Source organism: Dellaglioa sp. CoH-55-MRSF-6 (assembly GCF_056782215.1).
Window position 1 is genome coordinate 19,101 of the sequence record NZ_JBXAYJ010000001.1, and the last position, 20,167, is coordinate 39,267.

19 protein-coding genes and 1 pseudogene are annotated in these 20,167 nt (G+C 34.0%); 2 read left to right on the forward strand and 18 right to left on the reverse strand.

Going from position 1 to position 20,167, the window contains the following annotated elements:
• Window positions 1-138: 138 nt before the first annotated feature.
• Together AC1RPK_RS00085 and AC1RPK_RS00090 are read right to left on the reverse strand one after the other, a co-directional pair.
• Window positions 139-768, reverse strand: a complete 630-nt coding sequence (locus AC1RPK_RS00085; protein WP_481761122.1) for an SDR family oxidoreductase — start codon at window positions 766-768, stop codon at window positions 139-141.
• Window positions 769-900: 132 nt separating this feature from the next.
• The gene (locus tag AC1RPK_RS00090; protein WP_481761121.1) at window positions 901-1,929 is read right to left on the reverse strand and encodes a galactose-1-epimerase; all 1,029 of its coding nucleotides are present in this window, start codon (window positions 1,927-1,929) and stop codon (window positions 901-903) included.
• A gap of 332 nt (window positions 1,930-2,261) precedes the next feature.
• Between AC1RPK_RS00090 and AC1RPK_RS00095 the strand changes: the two genes are divergently transcribed.
• Window positions 2,262-2,738, forward strand: a complete 477-nt coding sequence (locus AC1RPK_RS00095) for a nucleoside 2-deoxyribosyltransferase (RefSeq protein WP_481761120.1) — start codon at window positions 2,262-2,264, stop codon at window positions 2,736-2,738.
• A 340-nt stretch (window positions 2,739-3,078) separates the two neighbouring features.
• On the opposite strand, the gene AC1RPK_RS00100 is transcribed toward AC1RPK_RS00095, so the two are convergent.
• From AC1RPK_RS00100 to AC1RPK_RS00125, 6 genes and pseudogenes are all read right to left on the reverse strand, one after another.
• A complete protein-coding gene (locus AC1RPK_RS00100; protein ID WP_481761119.1) occupies window positions 3,079-3,282 on the reverse strand; it encodes a hypothetical protein in 204 nt (67 codons plus the stop codon).
• A 24-nt stretch (window positions 3,283-3,306) separates the two neighbouring features.
• Window positions 3,307-4,386 (reverse strand): lactate oxidase, encoded by a 1,080-nt coding sequence (locus AC1RPK_RS00105; RefSeq protein ID WP_481761118.1) that lies wholly within the window; start codon window positions 4,384-4,386, stop codon window positions 3,307-3,309.
• Between the two features lie 151 nt (window positions 4,387-4,537).
• Window positions 4,538-5,155: a flavin reductase family protein gene (locus tag AC1RPK_RS00110; protein ID WP_481761117.1), complete on the reverse strand. Its 618-nt coding sequence runs from the start codon at window positions 5,153-5,155 to the stop codon at window positions 4,538-4,540.
• Between the two features lie 6 nt (window positions 5,156-5,161).
• Entirely contained in the window at window positions 5,162-5,794 is a 633-nt protein-coding gene (locus tag AC1RPK_RS00115; RefSeq protein WP_481761116.1) for an alpha/beta hydrolase, read from the reverse strand.
• A 2-nt stretch (window positions 5,795-5,796) separates the two neighbouring features.
• Window positions 5,797-6,759: pseudogene (locus AC1RPK_RS00120) on the reverse strand (ring-cleaving dioxygenase).
• A 105-nt stretch (window positions 6,760-6,864) separates the two neighbouring features.
• Window positions 6,865-7,704, reverse strand: coding sequence for a LysR substrate-binding domain-containing protein (locus AC1RPK_RS00125; protein ID WP_481761115.1), 840 nt, complete (start codon window positions 7,702-7,704; stop codon window positions 6,865-6,867).
• An 84-nt stretch (window positions 7,705-7,788) separates the two neighbouring features.
• Between AC1RPK_RS00125 and AC1RPK_RS00130 the strand changes: the two genes are divergently transcribed.
• Window positions 7,789-8,799 (forward strand): YeiH family protein, encoded by a 1,011-nt coding sequence (locus tag AC1RPK_RS00130; protein ID WP_481761114.1) that lies wholly within the window; start codon window positions 7,789-7,791, stop codon window positions 8,797-8,799.
• A 62-nt stretch (window positions 8,800-8,861) separates the two neighbouring features.
• On the opposite strand, the gene AC1RPK_RS00135 is transcribed toward AC1RPK_RS00130, so the two are convergent.
• The 10 genes from AC1RPK_RS00135 to AC1RPK_RS00180 all read right to left on the reverse strand — a co-directional run bounded on the left by AC1RPK_RS00135 (window position 8,862) and on the right by AC1RPK_RS00180 (window position 19,968).
• Window positions 8,862-9,590: a Crp/Fnr family transcriptional regulator gene (locus tag AC1RPK_RS00135; protein WP_481761113.1), complete on the reverse strand. Its 729-nt coding sequence runs from the start codon at window positions 9,588-9,590 to the stop codon at window positions 8,862-8,864.
• Between the two features lie 127 nt (window positions 9,591-9,717).
• The gene (gene arcC / locus AC1RPK_RS00140) at window positions 9,718-10,662 is read right to left on the reverse strand and encodes a carbamate kinase (RefSeq protein ID WP_409021884.1); all 945 of its coding nucleotides are present in this window, start codon (window positions 10,660-10,662) and stop codon (window positions 9,718-9,720) included.
• 28 nt (window positions 10,663-10,690) lie between these two features.
• Complete coding sequence (gene arcD, locus AC1RPK_RS00145) at window positions 10,691-12,115, reverse strand: arginine-ornithine antiporter (RefSeq protein WP_481761112.1); 1,425 nt, start codon at window positions 12,113-12,115, stop codon at window positions 10,691-10,693.
• A gap of 153 nt (window positions 12,116-12,268) precedes the next feature.
• Window positions 12,269-13,285 (reverse strand): ornithine carbamoyltransferase, encoded by a 1,017-nt coding sequence (gene argF, locus AC1RPK_RS00150; protein ID WP_481761111.1) that lies wholly within the window; start codon window positions 13,283-13,285, stop codon window positions 12,269-12,271.
• 24 nt (window positions 13,286-13,309) lie between these two features.
• A complete protein-coding gene (gene arcA / locus AC1RPK_RS00155; protein WP_409021880.1) occupies window positions 13,310-14,545 on the reverse strand; it encodes an arginine deiminase in 1,236 nt (411 codons plus the stop codon).
• A 220-nt stretch (window positions 14,546-14,765) separates the two neighbouring features.
• Window positions 14,766-16,328 carry a YfcC family protein gene (locus tag AC1RPK_RS00160; RefSeq protein ID WP_481761110.1) on the reverse strand — a complete coding sequence of 521 codons (1,563 nt, stop codon included), beginning with the start codon at window positions 16,326-16,328 and terminating at the stop codon, window positions 14,766-14,768.
• A gap of 262 nt (window positions 16,329-16,590) precedes the next feature.
• Window positions 16,591-17,703 carry an aminotransferase gene (locus AC1RPK_RS00165; RefSeq protein WP_481761109.1) on the reverse strand — a complete coding sequence of 371 codons (1,113 nt, stop codon included), beginning with the start codon at window positions 17,701-17,703 and terminating at the stop codon, window positions 16,591-16,593.
• A 195-nt stretch (window positions 17,704-17,898) separates the two neighbouring features.
• Window positions 17,899-18,999, reverse strand: a complete 1,101-nt coding sequence (locus tag AC1RPK_RS00170) for an NADH-dependent flavin oxidoreductase (RefSeq protein WP_481761108.1) — start codon at window positions 18,997-18,999, stop codon at window positions 17,899-17,901.
• Window positions 19,000-19,069: 70 nt separating this feature from the next.
• Entirely contained in the window at window positions 19,070-19,447 is a 378-nt protein-coding gene (locus AC1RPK_RS00175) for a MerR family transcriptional regulator (RefSeq protein WP_481761107.1), read from the reverse strand.
• 92 nt (window positions 19,448-19,539) lie between these two features.
• Entirely contained in the window at window positions 19,540-19,968 is a 429-nt protein-coding gene (locus AC1RPK_RS00180) for a CopY/TcrY family copper transport repressor (protein ID WP_481761106.1), read from the reverse strand.
• Window positions 19,969-20,167: the final 199 nt, after the last annotated feature.

Genomic DNA, 20,167 nt, shown 5'->3' on the forward strand with positions numbered 1-20,167 from the left:
TTCACTCTGGGCTATTTCACCAACTAAAGATAGCGGTATCGTAAATGAGTCAACTAAATAATTCTAAATAAAAAAGGTTTACTCCGTTAAGTAACTAACTGAGTAAACCTCTTTTTTTGTGTCGAAATTTCTAATTATTTACAGGACATCTTTGATATCTGTATCCCCATCATGCATCGTAATTACTTTTCCGATTGTATTATCATGTGCGATAACTGAAACTAAGACGTCTGCCACGTTTTCAAGTGAGTTAGAGCCCGCTTGACCATCATTTAATGTTACTTTACCAGTACCTGGCTCATCTACTAAGGTGCCTGGCTGAAGAATTGTATATTCTAATTGCGTATTCTTCATTAGCCAATTATCAGCATAAAACTTAGCAGTCATATAATCTCTTAATGATGAAACTTCAATTTTTTCTCTATCCAAAGAGTAAACGGAACTCAACATTACAAAACGCTTAACATGAGCTATTTCAGCTGCTTCCATCGTTTTAACTGCCCCATCTAGATCAATCTTCATTAAGTCTTTGCCGCCAGAACCAGCAACAAATAATATGGCATCAACAGCCTGCATATTCTTGACTAATTTATCTATACCTTCTAACAAATCAACATAGACATAAGTAATATTACCTTTATCTAAATTATCTGTATGTCTTGAACCCGCCAAGACTTGGTAACCTTTATCAGCTAATTTACTTGTTACTTTTTGGCCAATTCGACCATTCGATCCAACAACTAATACTCTTTTTATTTCTGTCATCATTTATACACTCCTTCGTTTTATCCTGACTAAAGTCTACATCTTTCTCGACTAAAATGGTATGACTTACACTCGTAAGTTAACGACAAAAAGACAGTCACTATTTTTACCATGACTGTCTCAGTTGATTACTAATTAATTTAATTTAAATTCTGTAACTGTTTTGTACGTATCGCCTACACGTAAAACAATATCACCAAATTCAGGGAATTGTTCAGATCCAGGTGCTGATTGTGTTTCAAATGTAATTGCTGCATGATTAGCTAATTTTTTACCATGCATAATTGGCGTTACTTCACCAAAGTTAGCCGTGAAGATAACTAAACTTGTTGCATCAGTTGAAACTGAGACAGAAACTTCTTTATCTGGACTAACTAATTTTGCTGATTCTTTACCAACTGCAGGATTATTCAAGAAAAAGGGATGATCGATACCATTAACTTGATTTTTTTGAGCAAAATCACTTGTGAAAACGTCATGTAATGTCTTAGCTTGACGGAAATCGTAAGGCGTTCCATCAACAGACATCTTTTTACCTGTTGGAATTGAATCGGGTTCTAATGGTGCAAACTTATCGCTATCTACTTGTAATAAATTGTCATCTATTGTTTCTGTGACGTCACCCATAACATTAAAGTAAACATGATTTGTTGGATTATATAGTGTATCTTTATCCGTTTTAGCAGTCGTTTCAAGATGCCAAATGTTATCATTATTTAATAGATATTTTACATCAATTGCCATGTTTCCAGGGAAACCATGTTCGCCTTCTGGGCTATCTAAATGAAAAATAACAGCTATTTCATTTTCGTTTTCACTTATTTTATACGTCCACTTTTTAGTATCAAATCCTGGCGTACCACCATGCAATGTATTTGTACCTTCGTTAATTTGCACTTGGTAGCTTTGATCATTAATGTTGAATTTACCATCTTTAATACGTCCAGCAACACGACCAATTGAAGCGCCAATAAAACTATCTTTTTCTAAGTATTCATTTGCTGAATCAAATCCAAGAACAATTTCTCGTTTTCCAGTACTTGTGGGTACCTTGAGGCTAACAATTCTAGCCCCTAAATCTGTGAGTGATAATTCAAACCCATTATCATTTATAATCGTTATTAAATCATAGTCATTTCCAAAATCCTTTGTTTTAACTTGCATATTTATCTCCTCCGCTTACTGTATTTGTCCATTCTTATTAATACTAGTCCATTTTAATTAGATATTCAAGAAAGCGTTTACTTTTTTATTGAATAATTACCTTTATTTTACTGAAAATGACATAACCAACCTTTATTTCTGTTATTTCTCTAAAATGTAACGTCATTATAAGCGAATAACTATAATAAATACAAATGTATAGTTCGTTTTTTGTTATCATGTTTATGGAATATTATGTTTATTTATCATTAAAAGATTAATAGCCGAATTATTAATTGATTTATTTTTTAATTATTAGTATACTTACATTATTAATATAAAAGGAGTTTACAATGACAAAAAAACGCGTTTATCTTGCAGGACCCTTTTTCACTCCAGAACAAAAAGAACGATTAGATTTGGTAGCCGATCTCCTAAGTAAAAATCCAACAATTAACGCAGATGCAATTCATCTTCCAGGAAACGTTCAATATCCAGATGCGGACTTCGGCACATTTGAATGGCAAACAGCTACCTTCCAAAATGATATTCGCCAAATTGATCAAGCAGATATCGTTGTTGCAGTTCTTGATTATCAATTGGAAGAAAACAATGATGAAGCTGACTCAGGTACTGTTTGGGAATGTGGTTATGCTCATGCCAATCGCAAACCTGTTATTTTAGTTCGCCAAAATAAAGGTATTCCCTTAAATCTAATGCTTGCTGGAAGTTATACAGCAATGTTTGATGGTTTAGAAGATATCCAAAATTTAGCAACCTACGATTTTAAGGTTTTACAAAATAAGTATGTTGATTTATCAATTTTTTAATTGATCCAATGTTTCACGTGAAACAAAAATACTCTATGCTATAAATCTTTTAAATCGGATTTAAATACAGTAACAGATATTATTTTTATATTTCTAGTACTGTATTTTTTTCTCTCACAAATTGAAGCACCAAACAGTTAATAATATGAAAGAACTTATTAACTAACGACTTATTATGTTTGCTAGTTCAATAACAAACGTATTTCTTATAAATTAAAAAGTATGACCCAATAGAAATATAATTGGGTCATACTTTAGTATCTTAAATACTATTTAAATGCCTAACATCATTGTTACTATTTAACAATAGTTAACAATGAACCGTTTTCATCAATAAAAATTATCCTCGTGCTAATAATAAGTTAAATAAACCGCCCATTGTTTTATCCGATAATTCGATTTCTTTACCAGCTTCTGTCACTTTAGTAATTTCATAATAATCTTCAAATTCGGGTACTTCTAATTCCATCATCGCAACAAAAGCAGCAGCTGTTTTGTAAGTTGCTTGTAATTCTTCTCCATGAATGTAATTAATAACTAGCATAATTGTATCCCCTTATTGTTTTCTTTAAATAAGTTCCGTTTTTTTTATATCATCAACCGTTTTTGTTCCAGCTAATTGCATATCAATTGTTAATTCCTTAGCTAAATGTTCAAAGACTGATTGAACGCCTTTCGCACCACCCAAATGAAGCCCATAAACCATTGGACGGCCAATGGCAACGACATCCGCCCCACTAGCAAGCGCTTTAAATATATGTGAACCACGACGAACGCCACTATCAAAGACAATTGGCACTCGTTTATTGACCTTCTTAGCAATTAACTCAAGAACATCAAACGATGCAGGTCCGCCATCTAGTTGCCGACCGCCATGATTTGAAACCCAAATACCTTTAGCTCCAGCTTCAATAATAGCATCAACATCCAATGGTGATTGAATACCTTTAACGAAAACGGGTAAGTCAGTATAATCAGAAATACTCTTAATATCTGCTAAACTCAATGTTTGTTTAGCATTAGCATAAATAGCTGCGATTCCTTGTCCTTCACCTTCACCATATTCAGCTAAATTAGCCATTGGTTGAGGGAAGATAAATTTATTAATACTATCAGCTTCACGATTACCACCTAGTGTTGAATCAGCTGTTAATATGATAGCCTTCATCCCCACTTCTTTGGCTTGATCTAATAAAAAATGATTAAATTTATCATCTTTACTCATATACAATTGGAAAAATTGAGGTCCACCAGTTCCTCCATTATATGTTTCTGAAATCGTTTTATTTGAATACGTACTAAGCGACATAATTGAACCAACTGCGGCCATCCCCTTAGCAGTATCAATTTCACCTTGTTCATGGGCTAGCCCCTGTGCCGCAACTGGAGCTGCTATCATTGGCATTTGTAAATCAATACCCATAAATGTTGTTGATAAATCCGGATTTTCGATATTTTGTAAAACTCGAGGTGAAATTTGCTTATGATTAAATGCACTTGTATTTTCGCGTAACGTCCATTCATCCTCAGCTCCACCAGCAATATACCCAAATGCACCCTTTTCCATACGTGCTTCCACTAATTTTTCTAATGATTGAACATTGGTGATTTCAATCGAATGTTCTTCTTGACTTGCTTGATATCCCATAATTGTATCCCCCTATACTATTTATACTTGTAGTGTAGCCCTTAATAATAAATACTGTCATCAATAACACTTACTATATGTCAATAACGGCTATATAATTATTCAATCCATACAACAATGGCTAATCAAAGAATTACTAATTTGATATTAACTATTTTGGTCGAATTAATTTATATTGCTCTCCTAAGTTAGCGTATTCTGGTCCAGCCAGCCTCGCCACTGGATCTAATTTTTTAGCATTAATATACATTTTTTCTTTATCCAAAACATCATCTTCTATGTGAAAACAAACCACTTCAAGAATAAATAAATCCGTAATAATCTTACCATCATCCATAATAGGAACATACTGGTTCAATATAACTTCAAACCTCGCTTTAACACCATCAATCCCTGGCACCAATACCTTATTACTAGGAACCGTTGTTAATTTCAATTCGGAAACTTCACTCTCGTCTAGTCCAAAACTAGCAGCGCTCTGATTAACAAATTCCATTAATTCACGTGTTGGTAATTGGACCACAGCCTGTTTCGAACTAACTAAATTAGCCGCGGTGTGTTTCATTTCACCATTTCTACGTCGATTAATTGATATCGACATTAATGGCAACGTATCCGATACAACACTAAAAAAACTAAACGGAGCTAAATTAATTAGTCCCGTCTCATTTACAGTAGTAACCCATGCTATGGGTCTCGGAATTAATGTACCAGACATTAATTTGTACTGATTTTTAGCCGATAATTCGTTACTATTAAATGAAATCATCTTATATTATTCCTCAATTTTTAATCTATTGGTCTTATCTAACCATTGTTTAGCATTCCGTAATTCTAATTCTGAAATTTGATGTGATTGTTCAGCCTCAAAACTGGTAAATTCAATATTAAATTCTCGACAAAACTTCTTTAGTTCATCAAAATTTGATTTTGAAACAATTGGATCTAAAAATCCATATGAACCCCAAATTTTAATATCACTTAAGTCGACAGTCGCTTTAATATTTTCCGATAACACCATAGGATGTAGTAAAACAGCTGTTTTAAATAGTGCCTGTTCCGTTAATAATGAATGGAAGGCAACGTTAGCCCCATTAGAATAACCTAGGACAATTAATTTTTCTGGATCAAAAGCGTACTTCACAGCTAACTCATTAATTACAGTCATTAACCAATTTGTCTCTACAGATAAACTATTTAAATCGAAATCACCATCCGGTAAATGTGCAAAATAGCGTGTTAAACCATTCTCTATTAACCGTCCACGAATGCCAATTTTAGGACTATCTGGAGCCAAAAAATCTGCAATTGATAGTAAATCTGATTCCGTTCCACCAGTTCCATGCAACATTAAGATTGTCGCATTGCCAACCCTACCAGCTTTATAAGATGTAATTGCTTCTGCCATATCTATAACTTCTTGTCTGAATTGAAATTAACTAAGTGAGCTTCAATATCTGCACGTTGGTCTTCTAAAAATGGTGGTAACTCTAGGTGAATACCAGCTTCTTCATATGTTTCATCTTGCAAGAATCCAGGACCATCCGTTGCAATTTCAAATAATACACCTTCACCAGGACGGAAATACTCTGATTTAAAATAGAATCGGTCAACAAAACCTGAATCACGAATACCAACTCTTTGTATTTGTTCAATCCAATAGTTTAATGACTCTTCATCTTCTGTCCTGAAAGCAATATGATGAACTGTTCCATATGCTTGAATCTCATTCGGTAAATCTTGGTCTTCTTCGATAATAATTTGTGCGCCATGTCCACCATCGTTCAATTCATATAATGTACGTTGATTTTCTGTGGCAATTTTATCAAATCCCAATAATTGTCTTAACACAATATCCATACGTTCTGGATAATCCACTGTAATAATTGTTGTTCCTAACCCATTAATTGCGAACATCTTGGGAACCGGACTATATAATTAAGGTGTCCCAGCTTCCACACCATGATTACGTTCGTCAGAAATTAATTGATATTGCTCATGATCAAAATCATAAAAATTCATTGTTTTACTGCCAAAATTCATTTCAATTTCATCATGTTTAATATCATAATCGTCAAATCGTTCTGCCCAAAAATCTAGGGCATCATCGCTAGGAACTCTAAATCCAATTCTCGAAATACCATTTTTTCCTTTTGTGCCTTGAAATAAACCCGGAAAATCAAAAAAGGTAATATCGGTTCCTGCCGATCCCATATCATCCGTAAAGTATAGATGATAGGTTCTAACATCATCTTGATTTACTGTTTTTTTAATTAAATGTAATCCTAATATTTCTGTCATAAAATGAAACATTTTTGGTGAACTTGAAGTAATAGCTGTAATATGATGTAATCCTAATAATTTAGTGTTCATGATTGATACCCCCAATTTATTTAATAAACTTAAATTATCACACTTACTAAAAGTAAGCAATTTATTTAACCTAATTATTTTATACTTAAGTCTGATAACCTTAATCTATACTTTAGAAGATTCATTTATTAAACAAGTTACAAATTCTTGAATTGGCTTTGGTAGTTCGTTTCTTCCAACAAGGTAGAATTCACGCTGATACTGTTTTGATAGTACTTTGACTGGTATCTCTGGGTAATCAGTCAGTGCAGTCTGTGAAACAATTGATTGCCCTATACCTTGTCTGAGCAATTGAATAATTAATGAATTACTTTTAATCGTCATGAAGTGCTCTAACGTTAAATTATTTGCTTTTAAGTAGTTAATTGAATAATGATAAACACCTGATCCATGTTCTCTAAGTAACCACGGCTCATCCTCATTACCAGCCCAAACTAATTGATCAGTCGTCAACGAGTAACGTTTAATATTCTTCTCAGTCAACGGTTTTTCAATAAATCCAAAATCTAACTTATGTTGCTTTAATTGTTCCATAATTTGTGATGAATTAAGAACGCTAACTTCTAATTCTAATCGTTTTAGAGATTCCTTATTTTTGCGTAACAGGTCAGGTAGTAAGTATGCTGCAGTGGTGTGTGAGGCAGCTATTTTACAGGCAATTTTCTGATCAGTTTTTTGATGTTTTAAGGCAAATAAATCTTGCTGCCATAAATCTAGTAATTGCTGTGTTTGCTGGTAAAGTAGCGTTCCACTCTCGGTAGGTACAATTTGTTGTCGGCCATTTCTTTCAAATAACATAACACCTAATGTTTCTTCCAATTGCTTAATTTGAACTGAAATCGTTGGTTGTGATAAAAATAGTAGTTGCGCACTAGTAGTAAAGTTCCTTGTTTCATAAACTGATTTAAAAATTTCTAAATTTTTAAAAATATTAACCACTTCCATTCGTTTTATTAATAGTACTTATTATAAAGATTTATTTTATTAATTAAAAGAAATCAGCTATAGTTAAAGTATTGTTTAGAGAGGATGATCATATTGAAAAAAATAACTAACTTACTACCAGGATTTATCGTTGCCTTACTAATTGGGCTTGCCAGCTATTTTATTGCTAAACTTTGGTTGCCCATGTTAGGTGGTGCAACTATTGCTTTATTCATTGGAATCATTTTAGGTAATACTGTTCTACATCAACCCACACTAACGGCCGGAACTAAATTTTCTGAGAAACGTTTATTAGAATACTCAGTTCTTTTGTTAGGTGCGACTATCACATTTCAAAGTATTAAAGAAATTGGTTTAAATGGCTTACTTTTTACTTTTCTTCAAATGAGTATCACAATTATTTTTGCAATTTGGCTAGGTAAAAAATTAGCCTTTGGTGAAGGTACTTACTTATTAATGGCCGGTGGAAATGCTGTCTGTGGTTCATCAGCCATTGGTGCAATTGCCCCAGTTATTGATGCTGATAATGAAGAAACTGGAATTTCAATTACGTTAGTTAATCTAATGGGAACCATTTTAATGTTAACATTACCTATTATTGGAACCCTCCTCTGGGGTGGTAACAATGTTTTCAGAGGTGTCTTAATTGGTGGAACTGTGCAATCTGTTGGGCAAGTAGTTGCAAGTGCAACTATGCTAAATCAGGATGTCATCGTAACTGCTACATTGTTCAAAATATTAAGAATTATTTGTTTAGTATTTGTTATTACTATTTTTAGCTATTTACACAGCAAGAATCAACCTACCCAAAAAGCGTCACAAGTAACAACAAAAAAATCAACTTTAGTTCCTTGGTATGTTATTGGATTTTTAACACTTTGTGTCCTTAATAGTTTACATTTTTTACCTTCACGAATTGGTGAAACTGCACATTTTCTAAGTACATGGTGTGAAATAATCGCCTTAGCTGCTATTGGCCTTCGGTTAAATTTAAAATCACTATTTAGTCAAGGCAAGCGTTTATTACTTTATGCTGGTGGTATTATGCTTGTTCAAGTAGTATTAGCAATCGGTTTAATTACAATTTTATTTTAAAAAAATAATCATATGACCTGGCCATAATATGCCAAAGTCATATGATCATTTTTTTATTCAGATTATAATTTAAAGATGCGTTCTTGCCGGTCAAAACTCTGATCAGCAAACCAACCTTCCAACAATGTTAATTGCTGCCGTTCAAAAATGATTTCCTTATTTTTAGCCAAGCACTTAATCACATGTCCGGCTGTTTCACGAGTAGTCCCGCTAACTAACGCTAGCTCTTTAATCGTGACACGATAAGGAATAACGACATGCTTTTCTGTGAAATCAGCACCTAATTGTTCTGCTAAAATATTGATAGCTTGTACAATTCGATCATGAGCACTAGACGTTACCATTCTTTGCACTTGATTCTCTGTAGCGCTTAGAATTGTTGACATCTCCCTTATTGATCGAGTAGCCATCAGAATATTTTGCTTCAATATCCGTTCAACTAAGGCCATTGGGAAATAGACGATTTGTATATCCGTCATGGCTCTCGCTAAATAAGGGTAATTTTTATCACTTAGTAAGCCTCGATACGGAAATCCTAAGTCATTTTTGATATATGAATAAAATCCAAAGTCGCCATCAATATCAAATCGTTCAACCCGTATTACGCCTTCTATTAAAAAATAAAAACGTGTACGTTGATCATTTTCGTCAAAAAGAACCTGACCTTTTTGGAACGATTTGATACTCATGTTGTTCATTAGTAAATTGGCTTCTTCATCAGTAAGTGCTTCAAAATCTGATAATTTTCTTAAATACTGCATATATTGGGGTACTGCTTTAATTTTTTGCATTGTTTGATCCCCTCCACTAATTACTAACTCCCTAAACTCTCTCCTTTATCATTTTAACATGGATATTCCTTGGCCACAATTTACCTTACAACTTTGTTAGCTAGTTCAGCTTAACTATCGCTTTTTATTAACCTTTTACGATAACTGTCCCAGCATCATTATCTAATAATTGACTGATGTTTTCTAAAGATGTCACAATTGCGCGACCCTTTTTACTTGCTTCAACGAATTCAATCGCAGCTTCAATCTTAGGTAACATACTACCTTTAGCGAATTGATCTTCTTTGATATATTCTTTTAATTCAGAAACAGTTACCTGTTCTAATTTTTCTTGATTAGGTTTATTGAAGTTAACATAAACATTATCAACACTCGTCAAAATAATAAGTAAATCAGCATCTACCAATTCAGCTAATTTTTCTGAAGCGAAATCTTTATCAATAACAGCTTCTACGCCATGTAATTTACCGTTTTCTTCAACAACAGGAACACCACCGCCACCAACAGAAATTGAAATAACACCATTTTCTGTTAATTGATCGATTGTTTTGTATTCTTTAATCCCAGTTGGACGTGGTGAAGGAACAACACGACGCCATCCACGACCAGCATCTTCAACAAATGTCATCTCTTCATGTGCAGCCATTTCTGCTTTAGCAGCTGTTTCTGAATAGAATGGACCAACTGGTTTAGTTGGGTTACTAAATGCAGCATCATTTTGATCAACGATAACTTGTGTCACAATAGTTGCAACTTCTTTATTGATTCCTTTTTCAACCAATGCATTATCCAATGCATTTTGCATCCAATAACCAATACTTCCTTGTGTCATTGCAACACAAGTATCTAATGGTAAGGCTGGGTTCTTTTCAGAAACTGCAGCTGCTTGTTGAAGTAATAAGTTCCCAACTTGTGGACCATTACCATGAGAGATAATTAATTTATCCCCTTTTTCAACAAATTTAACAAGATATTCAGCTGTTTCTCGCAATGCTTTTTGTTGTGCCTCAGCACTAGCATCCTTTGATAAAATAGCATTTCCACCTAAAGCAATAACAATTTTTCTTGACATATTAATCGACTCCTCATTTTTTTATTTATTAAACAACCATTTTTCCTGAAGCAATTAACCAAATACCAATGCAAGCACCAATAATTATAACCAGGGTTATACCTATTTCGCCTTTTGATAAGAATTTTTCACCTTGTGCTACTCTTGCTTTCCCATAGAAGTAAATCCCTGGAATGTAAGCGATTAAACAGAGTAATAAATAACTGATACCGGCCATAATAATCCCGGCAACTTGGAATAATAGCGCAATTAAACCATATACTAATTGTGCTTTATTGCCTTTTTCATCAATATGTTGAATTGAGTATTTAACTTGATACATCGCAACTAAGATATAACAAACAATAATTGAAGCTGTACATAGTGAATAAGCAAAATTATAAGCCTTATCTGTGAATAAAAGCGTGAAAAGGAATAATTGTACTAATCCGCCTGTTACGATTAAAGCAAAAGTTGGTGCTTTTTTATCATTAACTTTACCAAAGTAACCGGGTAATAATTTACTTTTGGCCATTAATAACATTGTTTCTGCTGGAAGCATTGTCCATGATAACCATGCACCCAAAATTGAAACAATTAAGCCAATACCGATAACGTAACCACCAACTGGTCCAACCATTTCAACAGCAATATATAACATTGCTGGTTGATGAATTGAAGCTAATTGTGCTTGTGTCAAAATACCGTATGGTAACATTGAAGCTAAAACGTAAACGACTAATAAACTAATTAAGCCAATGATTGTAGCCTTACCTGCATCAGATTTCTTTTCTGCACGAGAAGACAACATTGATGCCCCTTCGATACCTACAAAGACCCACATCATAACCATCATACATTTTTTAATTTGTGAAGCGACATCGCCAACAACGAAGTTATGACTCATTGTGCCCCAGAAGTTAGCTGTAAAAATATCGATCTTGAATAAGAATATAGCAACAACAATAAATACAAAAATTGGAATTAATTTGCAGACCGTAACAATCGCATTGATTGCTGCTGCACCTTCAATACCGCGATTAACAAAGTATGTTAATCCCCAGCAAAGGATACTTGCAATTAAAATTGAAGGTAGATTTTGTCCTGATTTAAAGATAGGGAAAAAGTAACCAACCGCACTCATCAAGATTGTAGCGAATGCAACGTTTCCTAACCAAGCAGATAACCAGTAACCCCAACCACTGATGAATCCAGCGAATGGTCCAAATCCTTTTTCTGCATAAGTAAAAATACCTTCTAAATCTGGTTCTTTATTTAATAAGTTATTCAATGAAAGAGATAACATCAAAATACCAATTCCGACAATTACCCAACCAATTAGAGCAGGACCGGGTGAAGATGCATTGGCTAAATCAGAGGTTAGTCCGAAGACCCCACCACCAATAGAAGAACTAATAACTAACGCGACTAGCGCCATTAAACTAATTTTTTTAACTGTATGTTTTTCGTCCATAATTTAACTGCCTACTTTCTTTATTAAAAATAAAAAGGGACCTAATCTAAAGTCTTGCTCCAGATTAGTCCCCCTAATGACAGCCTATTTTTTTGCAGAGACACTTCCCTGTTAAGTTACTTTCACCGTTAAAAACAAACTATCATAATGTTATTAAACGCGTGGAATGAATAAGTTTCCTGCAGTTGCAGCCATAATTGCTTTGATTGAATGCATTCTGTTTTCTGCTTCTTCAAATTGACGCGCATATTTACTACGGAATGCTTCGTCAGTAATTTCCATTTCTTTAACACCATATTTTTCGAACATTTCTTTACCATATTCAGTTTCAATGCCATGGAATGCTGGTAAACAATGCATGATGATCATATTTTCATTACCAGTCTTTTTAACCATGTCCATGTTTAATTGGTATGGTTTCAATGTGTTAATACGTTCTTCGAATTTATCTTCTTCACCCATTGATACCCAAACATCTGTGTAAAGAATATCTGAACCTTTAACCCCTTTATCAACGTCTGAAGTAATCATGTTCTTGCTTCCTGATTTTTTAGCAAATTCAGCAGCAAATTTTTGAACTTCTTCAGTTGGTTGTAATGAGTCAGGTGCAACGATATGAATATTTACACCTAACATTGATCCAGTTACCAAAAGGCTGTTAGCCATATTGTTACGGCCATCCCCAACGTATGTTAATGTGATGCCTTTTAATTTGCCAAAGTTTTCTTTAACAGTCATAAAATCAGCAATCATTTGTGTTGGATGCCATTCATCAGTTAAACCATTCCATACAGGAACGCCTGAGAATTTAGCTAATCCTTCAACAACATCTTGGCTGAATCCACGGAATTCAATACCGTCGAACATACTACCTAATACTTTAGCTGTATCTTCAACTGATTCTTTTTTACCTAATTGAATATCATTTTTTCCAAGAAATTCAGGATGAGCACCTAAATCAACTGATGCTGTTGTGAAAGCAGCACGTGTTCTTGTTGAATTTTTTTCAAAAAGTAAGGCAATATTCTTACCTTGAAGATATTTATGAGGGATTCCACGTTTTTTCAAATCTTTTAAATGAATTGAGAAATCGATTAAATATTCTAATTCTTCTGGAGTAAAATCTTTTTCTGCTAAAAGACTGCGACCTTGAAAGACTGTGTTTGACATATTAATTTCCACCTTTTTTAAATTTTATTTTTTTAAGTCTTCACGAACGATAGGCATACTCATACAACGTGGACCACCACGACCTCGTGATAATTCGGCTGAAATAACTTCAATAACTTTAATTCCATAACTTCTTAGGACTTCATTTGAAACGTAGTTACGATTATAAGTTACAACTGTATTAGGAGCGATTGCCAATGTATTTGAACCATCATTCCATTGTTCACGAGGTGCAACTACTGCATCGCCGTTACCAACTGGAATTAAGATAAGTTCTGGTACTTTTAAGACTTCACGTAAGACATTTTGTAAGTCTGTACGATGTGAAATGTTAATGTGGTTATCTTTACCTGGTTCTAAGATAAATGTATCAACGTTTCCGCCATTATCTTGGATTCCTGGATGAATTGTAAATTTATCGTAATCAATCATTGTGAACACTGTATCCAAATGCATCATTGCACGGTTATTAGGGATTTTAATTGCTAGAATCTTATCAAAGCCACTGTGTTTTGCAAATAATACTTGTGCTAATTCTTCGATTGAACGAGCTGAAGTACGTTGCGAAATACCAATTGCAAGAACGTGGTCGTTTAAAATTAATTCGTCTCCACCTTCCATACGGTCGAGATGGTTACGACTACGCCATACGTTTACGCCTTTATTAGCAAAACGTGGATGGTATTCCATAATGTATTCCATAAATAATGATTCGCGACGACGTGCAGCGAATGTCATACGGTTAATTGTTAAACCATCACCCATTGATGCTGCTGGGTCACGTGTAAAGTAAAGGTTAGGCATTGGATCCATAAAGAATGGATAGTCTTCAGAAGAACTTAAATCAACTAAAGCATTTGACTTGTAATCGATTTCATTTGTTCTAACGCCAGCCATAATTTTATCAACCATATCTTGTGTTTCCATTGAAAGTAAATATTCTTTCAATGCAGCATGGAGTGTGCTAGAAACTAAACCTGATTCATCTAACATTTTTTCCAAGAATTCTTCTTTTACATTTCCTGCATCTAAAGCTTCTGCAGCCAATGTTTCAAGATAAATTGTTTCAACGCCATTGTCTTGCAATGTTTTTGCGAAAAAATCATGTTCTCTTTGAATTTCAGGTAAGTATGGAATATCGTCAAATAAAAGACGACCCATGATATCTGGTGTTAAGTTTTCAACTTCTTTACCGGGTCTCTTTAACAAAACTGTTTTAAGAGTTCCGATTTCTGATGTTACGTGTACTGGACTTGTCATAATGATTACCTCCCATATATTTATTACATGCATAGCATAACAGGAATAATTAGCCTATATTAGTAAACGCTTACACCTATAATGTGAACTATTTCTCATTATGAGGATTCTTACGGTTCAATATCGTATATTACATTTATAAAACGCTTCCACTACCGTGTTTTTAAAATTATTAAATGAGAAACATTAAAAGTACATTATTTTTATGATAATTCTTACTTTAATAAATTAAGACTTGTAATACTAAGAGTGCACCACCAAATAATAGAACAAAGACAACGACGGGCCAAACGAATTTTACCCAGTGCGAATATCTGATATTTAACATTTGAAGTGTTGCCATAACTAACCCTGTTGGTGCTAAGAAAAGCATTGCATACTGTCCAAATTGATAAGCAGAAACGACAATAAATCTTGGAATATCTGCAGAATCAGCTAATGGCGCAAATATTGGCATTGCTAAAACGGCTAATCCGGATGAAGAAGGTACGATAAATCCAAGGAAGAAGAAAATAACCATCATGATAATTATGAAAATTGGTCCACTTACGCCAACAACTAAAGATGACGCATATTGAAGAATGGTATCTGAAATCAATCCTTGATTTAACACGATATTTATCCCTCTGGCAAGTCCAATAATAAATGACACCCCAACTAAACTAGATGCACCACTGACAAAAGCATCAATGACACCCTTTTCACCTAGACCATCTCGACCTGTACCTGTTAAGAACATAATGGCGATAGCAAATACCAAGAATGAAGATGCCATCGTTGGGAACCACCAACCTTTTGCCATAACGCCCCAAACCATGATTGGGAATGTCACAACAAATAATAATAGAATAATTTTCTTACGAATAGTGAAAACTGATTTATTACCACCTTCACCTGAAGATACTGACCATAATCGATTAAAGTCTTTACTATCTTCATAAGTAATTGAAGCTGTTGGATCATCCTTAACCTTTTTACTATAACGTCCTAAATAAATAATTAAGAAAATAGACCCGACAATCAAACCAACAATCCGCCAAATCATACCTTGCGTAAAATCAATTCCGGCTGCATTTGACGCAATAACAACTGAGAACGGATTAATCGTAGAGAATGTGGTCCCAATAGAACTGGATAAGAAAATTGCCCCCACGCAGACTATCGAATCATAGCCCATCGCGATAAATACTGGTACCAATATTGGATAGAAGGCCACTGCCTCTTCTTCAATCCCGCAAAGAGTTCCGCCTAAAACCATTAAAATTGAAACAAAGAAAATTGATAAAAATTCATGACCTTTGGTTTTCTTAGTTAGCGCAATTAAACCTGATTCAAACGCGCCGCTGACTTTAACAACACCAATTAAACCACCCAGGACTAAAATAAAGACCATAATATCTACGGCTTCAATTGTCCCGTTAACCATACTATTTGTGATATCAGCTGGTCCTGCCGGATTTTGCTTCAATCGCTGATATGTATTAGGTATTGATACTGCTGCCGTAATACCACCTGATGTAAATTGTTTAATATCAATTTTGACATGAAGTTTATCCAATTGATTTTGTGTCGCAGGAACTTTTTTTACATTCCCATGCGCATCGGTAATTTTTAATTCCGTACTTGCCTGATCATAAGATAATTTAGAGTAAGAGCCCGCTGGAATAATCCATGTTGCCATAACTGCAACAATCGTTAATATAAATAAAATAACAAAAGCGCCGGGCATTTTTAACTTAAATTTCTTTTTAGGTACCTTTTCCATTGTTGTCGTTGAATCCATTATAATTTCCTCCTTTAATTGTTTTATACCAAATAGATAGCGGCGTTATCCTTTTACTGTATTTTTATCATGACACCCTCCTCTGCCGGTCGTTTCGCTTGGAGTATATCAACAGTCTACAGTTTCTGGTGTGAAATCGGTTACATTAAAAGTGTGAACCAGCTCACACTTTTTGATTTATCATCTAATTTTACTTTCCACAAAAAGAGAGATAAAAAGTAACTTGTAAATCTACTTTTTATCTCTCTTTGATGCACTAAACTTATTCATGTAATGCTTGTGACAAGCGTTTTAATCCTTCTACTAAAACGGATTCTTTAGCACAGTAACCTAATCTTGCATGTCCTGGCACACCAAATCGGCTTCCAGGTACTAATAAAACCCCATAATCTTTTAATAATTTTTGACAAAATTGTTCATCATCTTCAATTGTTTCAAATTTTATAAATGAAGTCGAGACAGATTTTGGCACTACTAAGCTAACTGCTGGCTCATTTTCCACCCAATCACTTAAAATTTTTAAATTTCGTTTCACAATTTGTCGATTTCTATCCAATACTAATTCTTTATTTTTTAAAATATGAACAGCCATTTGGTCATTAAATACACCTGCACAAATCATCGTATAATCACGGTATTTTCTAAAAATATCTGTAACAGCTGGACTAGCAACCGTCCAACCGATTCTAATACCGGGAGTTGAATAGGTTTTTGATAAACTATTCGTCGCAATACCTTTGTCATATAAATCAACAATTGAACTTACGTCCGTTGTATCATCTAAAGGTAAATAGACCTCATCAACTAATACATATGCGCCGACTTCTTTTGCAATTTTAACGATTTCAGTCATTAGTTTAGTTTCAATTACTGTTCCCGTTGGGTTATTCGCATTATTTAAACAAATCATTTTAGTATCTGGTCGAATAATTGCTCGTAATTCATCCAAATCAGGCATCCATTGATTTTTTTCAGAAATATTCCAAAAATCGACTTCAGCTCCTAATGATTTAGGAATATCATAGAGTTGCTGATAACTAGGATACATAGAAATCACATGATCACCAGGTTCAATCAACGCGTATAGTGCCAGTTGATTTGCTCCTGTTGCACCATTAGTTTGTAAAACTTGTTCCGGCGAAACCGCTTTATAAAGTTTGCTAACCTCTGCTTTAAAAGCTGGGGACCCCTCAATCCAACCATAATTCATCTTTTGTGCATCTAAATCACGATAAAAATCCTGACCATTTTCTTGACCAATATTTAATAATTCGTTCATTGTCATCGATGAAACCGTTCTTTGTGCAATATCATACGTAGCTTTAGATTCATAGACATTTAACCACTCTTCAACGCCAAATCCTGCAATTTCCATAAGTTATCATTCTCCAATCTATATTATTTGTCTTAACGTCCTAAATAATAACAGAAATTAAAAATTAAGCCAGTGTCTGTTTAAATATATTAAAATGACAAATCTGAACTTTTAATTTTATAACATAAAAAATCTGTTGCCAGTAATAGGTTTTCCTATCATCAACAACAGATATTACAGTTTTTAATAAATTATCTAATCTACTAAGGTAAATCCAAATGTGCTACCCAGCGCTTGGATTTTTTTTAACATTAACTTAGGGATACTAGGATCACTCATCGATAACGTTAATTGCCATTTTTCTTGATTTAGCAAATTAGGATTTGCAACTAATGCTGACCCAACAGCAACTAAATCTAATCCCGATTTTAATGCTGTCGTTGCTCTATCAAAAGTATTTAATGAGCCGGCTGCCACGATTGGTACCCGTTGATTAACTAGTTGAGAAACTCTTTGAATATAGGGTTCACCACCCTTTGGACCATCAGTTAACGCATCACCCAACGAAAGGTGCAAATAACTCACCTGTTTAGCAACTAAATTCGTTATCAAAGCTTCTGTATCTTCTAATTTAAGACCATCTGTTTCACGTTCTTCAAGTGTAATTCGGTAACCGATAATAAATTCTTTAGTCGTATTTTCATCAGCCACTCGTTGAACTTCATCAACTACTGCCATAGCAAATCGTAATCTATTTTCTAATGATCCGCCCCACTGATCAGTCCGATGATTATAGTGTGGTGAAAGAAAATTTTGAATTAGAAATCCATGGGCACCGTGAATTTCAATACCATCAAAACCTGCTTGAATTGCACGTTTAGTTGCTGTTCCGAAAGCCTTTATAACTTGTATTAGCTCTTCTTCTGCCAATTCTCGAGGTGTCTGTGCTGGAGCAAATGGTGTTTTTGGTGCTGGTACTGGACTCGCACTAACAACGTCATGATTTGTAATTAATTCTGGTAATGCCTTATTTCCAGCATGATTTAATTGTAAGATGGCCTTTGCCCCACCGGCCTTAATAGCTGTGGCTAACTTCGTCAAACCTGGTATAAATCGATCTTCATAAACACCAATTTCATGATCAAATCCAACACCATTTTCTTGTACATGGCTCGAACCTGTGATAACCATTCCGACCTGTTTTGCACGTTGTTCGTAATAACTAATTTCTGCTTCAGAAACTGTTTGATCATCGTTACTTGCCCATGTTGTCATAGGTGCCATCACAAGTTTATTTTGTAGGGTTATTTGTTCATTTAAATTGAATTTTTTTCGTAAGTTAATTTGCTTAATCATTATAAAATGTTCCTCCTATATCTAATATAGGTTTATAATAAACCTTCAAGTCGACTTGAAGGCAAGCTTTTTATTTATCGGTCATTTTTAACATCTGTTTTACATGATTTTCGTACGTTTCAATTTTATTATCTAAAAAATTATAAGTATCTTGCATCGCCGCGATTTGTTCACCTAATAATCGTTGCTGTTTAATCAAAATCTGTTTACGTTGCTCTTCAGTGGCCTCACCTTGTTGCGTTAGGTCAGCATATTCTTTTAAAATGTTGATTGAAATCCCCGTTTGACGCATATGTTTTGCAAAATTAACCCATTCTAAATCGATTTCATCATAGTCCCGATACCCGCTTGTATTCCGTGATACAGTGGGAATAAGTCCTACTTCCTCATAATATCGTAACGTCGCAGTCGGTAAATCAAACTTCTCACTTACTTTTTTAATATTCAAAATCAAACACTCCTATTCTCATCTTTTTTAATCTCATTAGACAATTAAGATAAAGGATCAGATTAAATTTTATAATGTTTCACATGAAACATTTACATCATTTTTTCAGCTAAGCAGTTACATTCAACCATTTCTGGTGCATTTTTACTTTTTTCATCAATCACACTTTGTAGTTTCACAATATCTGATTGGCTTAACTCAACTTCACTTAATAAATCGGCAATTGTTGAGCCAATTTTCATTTGGCACATATGTTCAAATAATAACTGACTAACATGATCCATCGTCGTTTGTTCTTCTATTAGGGGTTTGTATATGAATGCTCGGCCCTCTTTATCAGCAGATAATGCACCCTTTTTTACTAATCGACCCAATAATGTTTTTATTGTTGGCATTTGCCAATTCTTTTTTTCTTTTAAATTCTTAAATATTTCATTACTAGTACTCTGACCTAATGTCCAGATAACACGCATAACTTCCCACTCAGCGTCGCTAATTTCAATTATTTTTTTATTATTCATTAGTATTGCCCTTCTTTCATTGGTCTTATGATTACAATTGTAAACTAATGTATTTAACCCGTCAATAAGCTATCTTTCAAATTAGTATAATCGGTTAAATACTCATTATTAACTAATACTATCTCATTTTTTAATATTGATTAAACTCATTTGTTTTTGCATATTATTCGTTTCCTTTTTTTAACTTAGCTTTTAAACA

Coding starts and splice junctions, on each gene's coding strand:
- AC1RPK_RS00170 (WP_481761108.1), bottom strand. CDS start 18,999: ATGATTAAGCAAATTAACTTACGAAAAAAATTCAATTTAAATGAACAA.
- AC1RPK_RS00165 (WP_481761109.1), bottom strand. CDS start 17,703: ATGGAAATTGCAGGATTTGGCGTTGAAGAGTGGTTAAATGTCTATGAA.
- AC1RPK_RS00100 (WP_481761119.1), bottom strand. CDS start 3,282: ATGCTAGTTATTAATTACATTCATGGAGAAGAATTACAAGCAACTTAC.
- AC1RPK_RS00115 (WP_481761116.1), bottom strand. CDS start 5,794: ATGGCAGAAGCAATTACATCTTATAAAGCTGGTAGGGTTGGCAATGCG.
- AC1RPK_RS00090 (WP_481761121.1), bottom strand. CDS start 1,929: ATGCAAGTTAAAACAAAGGATTTTGGAAATGACTATGATTTAATAACG.
- AC1RPK_RS00095 (WP_481761120.1), top strand. CDS start 2,262: ATGACAAAAAAACGCGTTTATCTTGCAGGACCCTTTTTCACTCCAGAA.
- arcD (WP_481761112.1), bottom strand. CDS start 12,115: ATGGACGAAAAACATACAGTTAAAAAAATTAGTTTAATGGCGCTAGTC.
- AC1RPK_RS00110 (WP_481761117.1), bottom strand. CDS start 5,155: ATGATTTCATTTAATAGTAACGAATTATCGGCTAAAAATCAGTACAAA.
- AC1RPK_RS00130 (WP_481761114.1), top strand. CDS start 7,789: ATGATCATATTGAAAAAAATAACTAACTTACTACCAGGATTTATCGTT.
- AC1RPK_RS00085 (WP_481761122.1), bottom strand. CDS start 768: ATGATGACAGAAATAAAAAGAGTATTAGTTGTTGGATCGAATGGTCGA.
- AC1RPK_RS00125 (WP_481761115.1), bottom strand. CDS start 7,704: ATGGAAGTGGTTAATATTTTTAAAAATTTAGAAATTTTTAAATCAGTT.
- AC1RPK_RS00105 (WP_481761118.1), bottom strand. CDS start 4,386: ATGGGATATCAAGCAAGTCAAGAAGAACATTCGATTGAAATCACCAAT.
- argF (WP_481761111.1), bottom strand. CDS start 13,285: ATGTCAAACACAGTCTTTCAAGGTCGCAGTCTTTTAGCAGAAAAAGAT.
- AC1RPK_RS00160 (WP_481761110.1), bottom strand. CDS start 16,328: ATGGATTCAACGACAACAATGGAAAAGGTACCTAAAAAGAAATTTAAG.
- AC1RPK_RS00180 (WP_481761106.1), bottom strand. CDS start 19,968: ATGAATAATAAAAAAATAATTGAAATTAGCGACGCTGAGTGGGAAGTT.
- arcC (WP_409021884.1), bottom strand. CDS start 10,662: ATGTCAAGAAAAATTGTTATTGCTTTAGGTGGAAATGCTATTTTATCA.
- AC1RPK_RS00135 (WP_481761113.1), bottom strand. CDS start 9,590: ATGCAAAAAATTAAAGCAGTACCCCAATATATGCAGTATTTAAGAAAA.
- arcA (WP_409021880.1), bottom strand. CDS start 14,545: ATGACAAGTCCAGTACACGTAACATCAGAAATCGGAACTCTTAAAACA.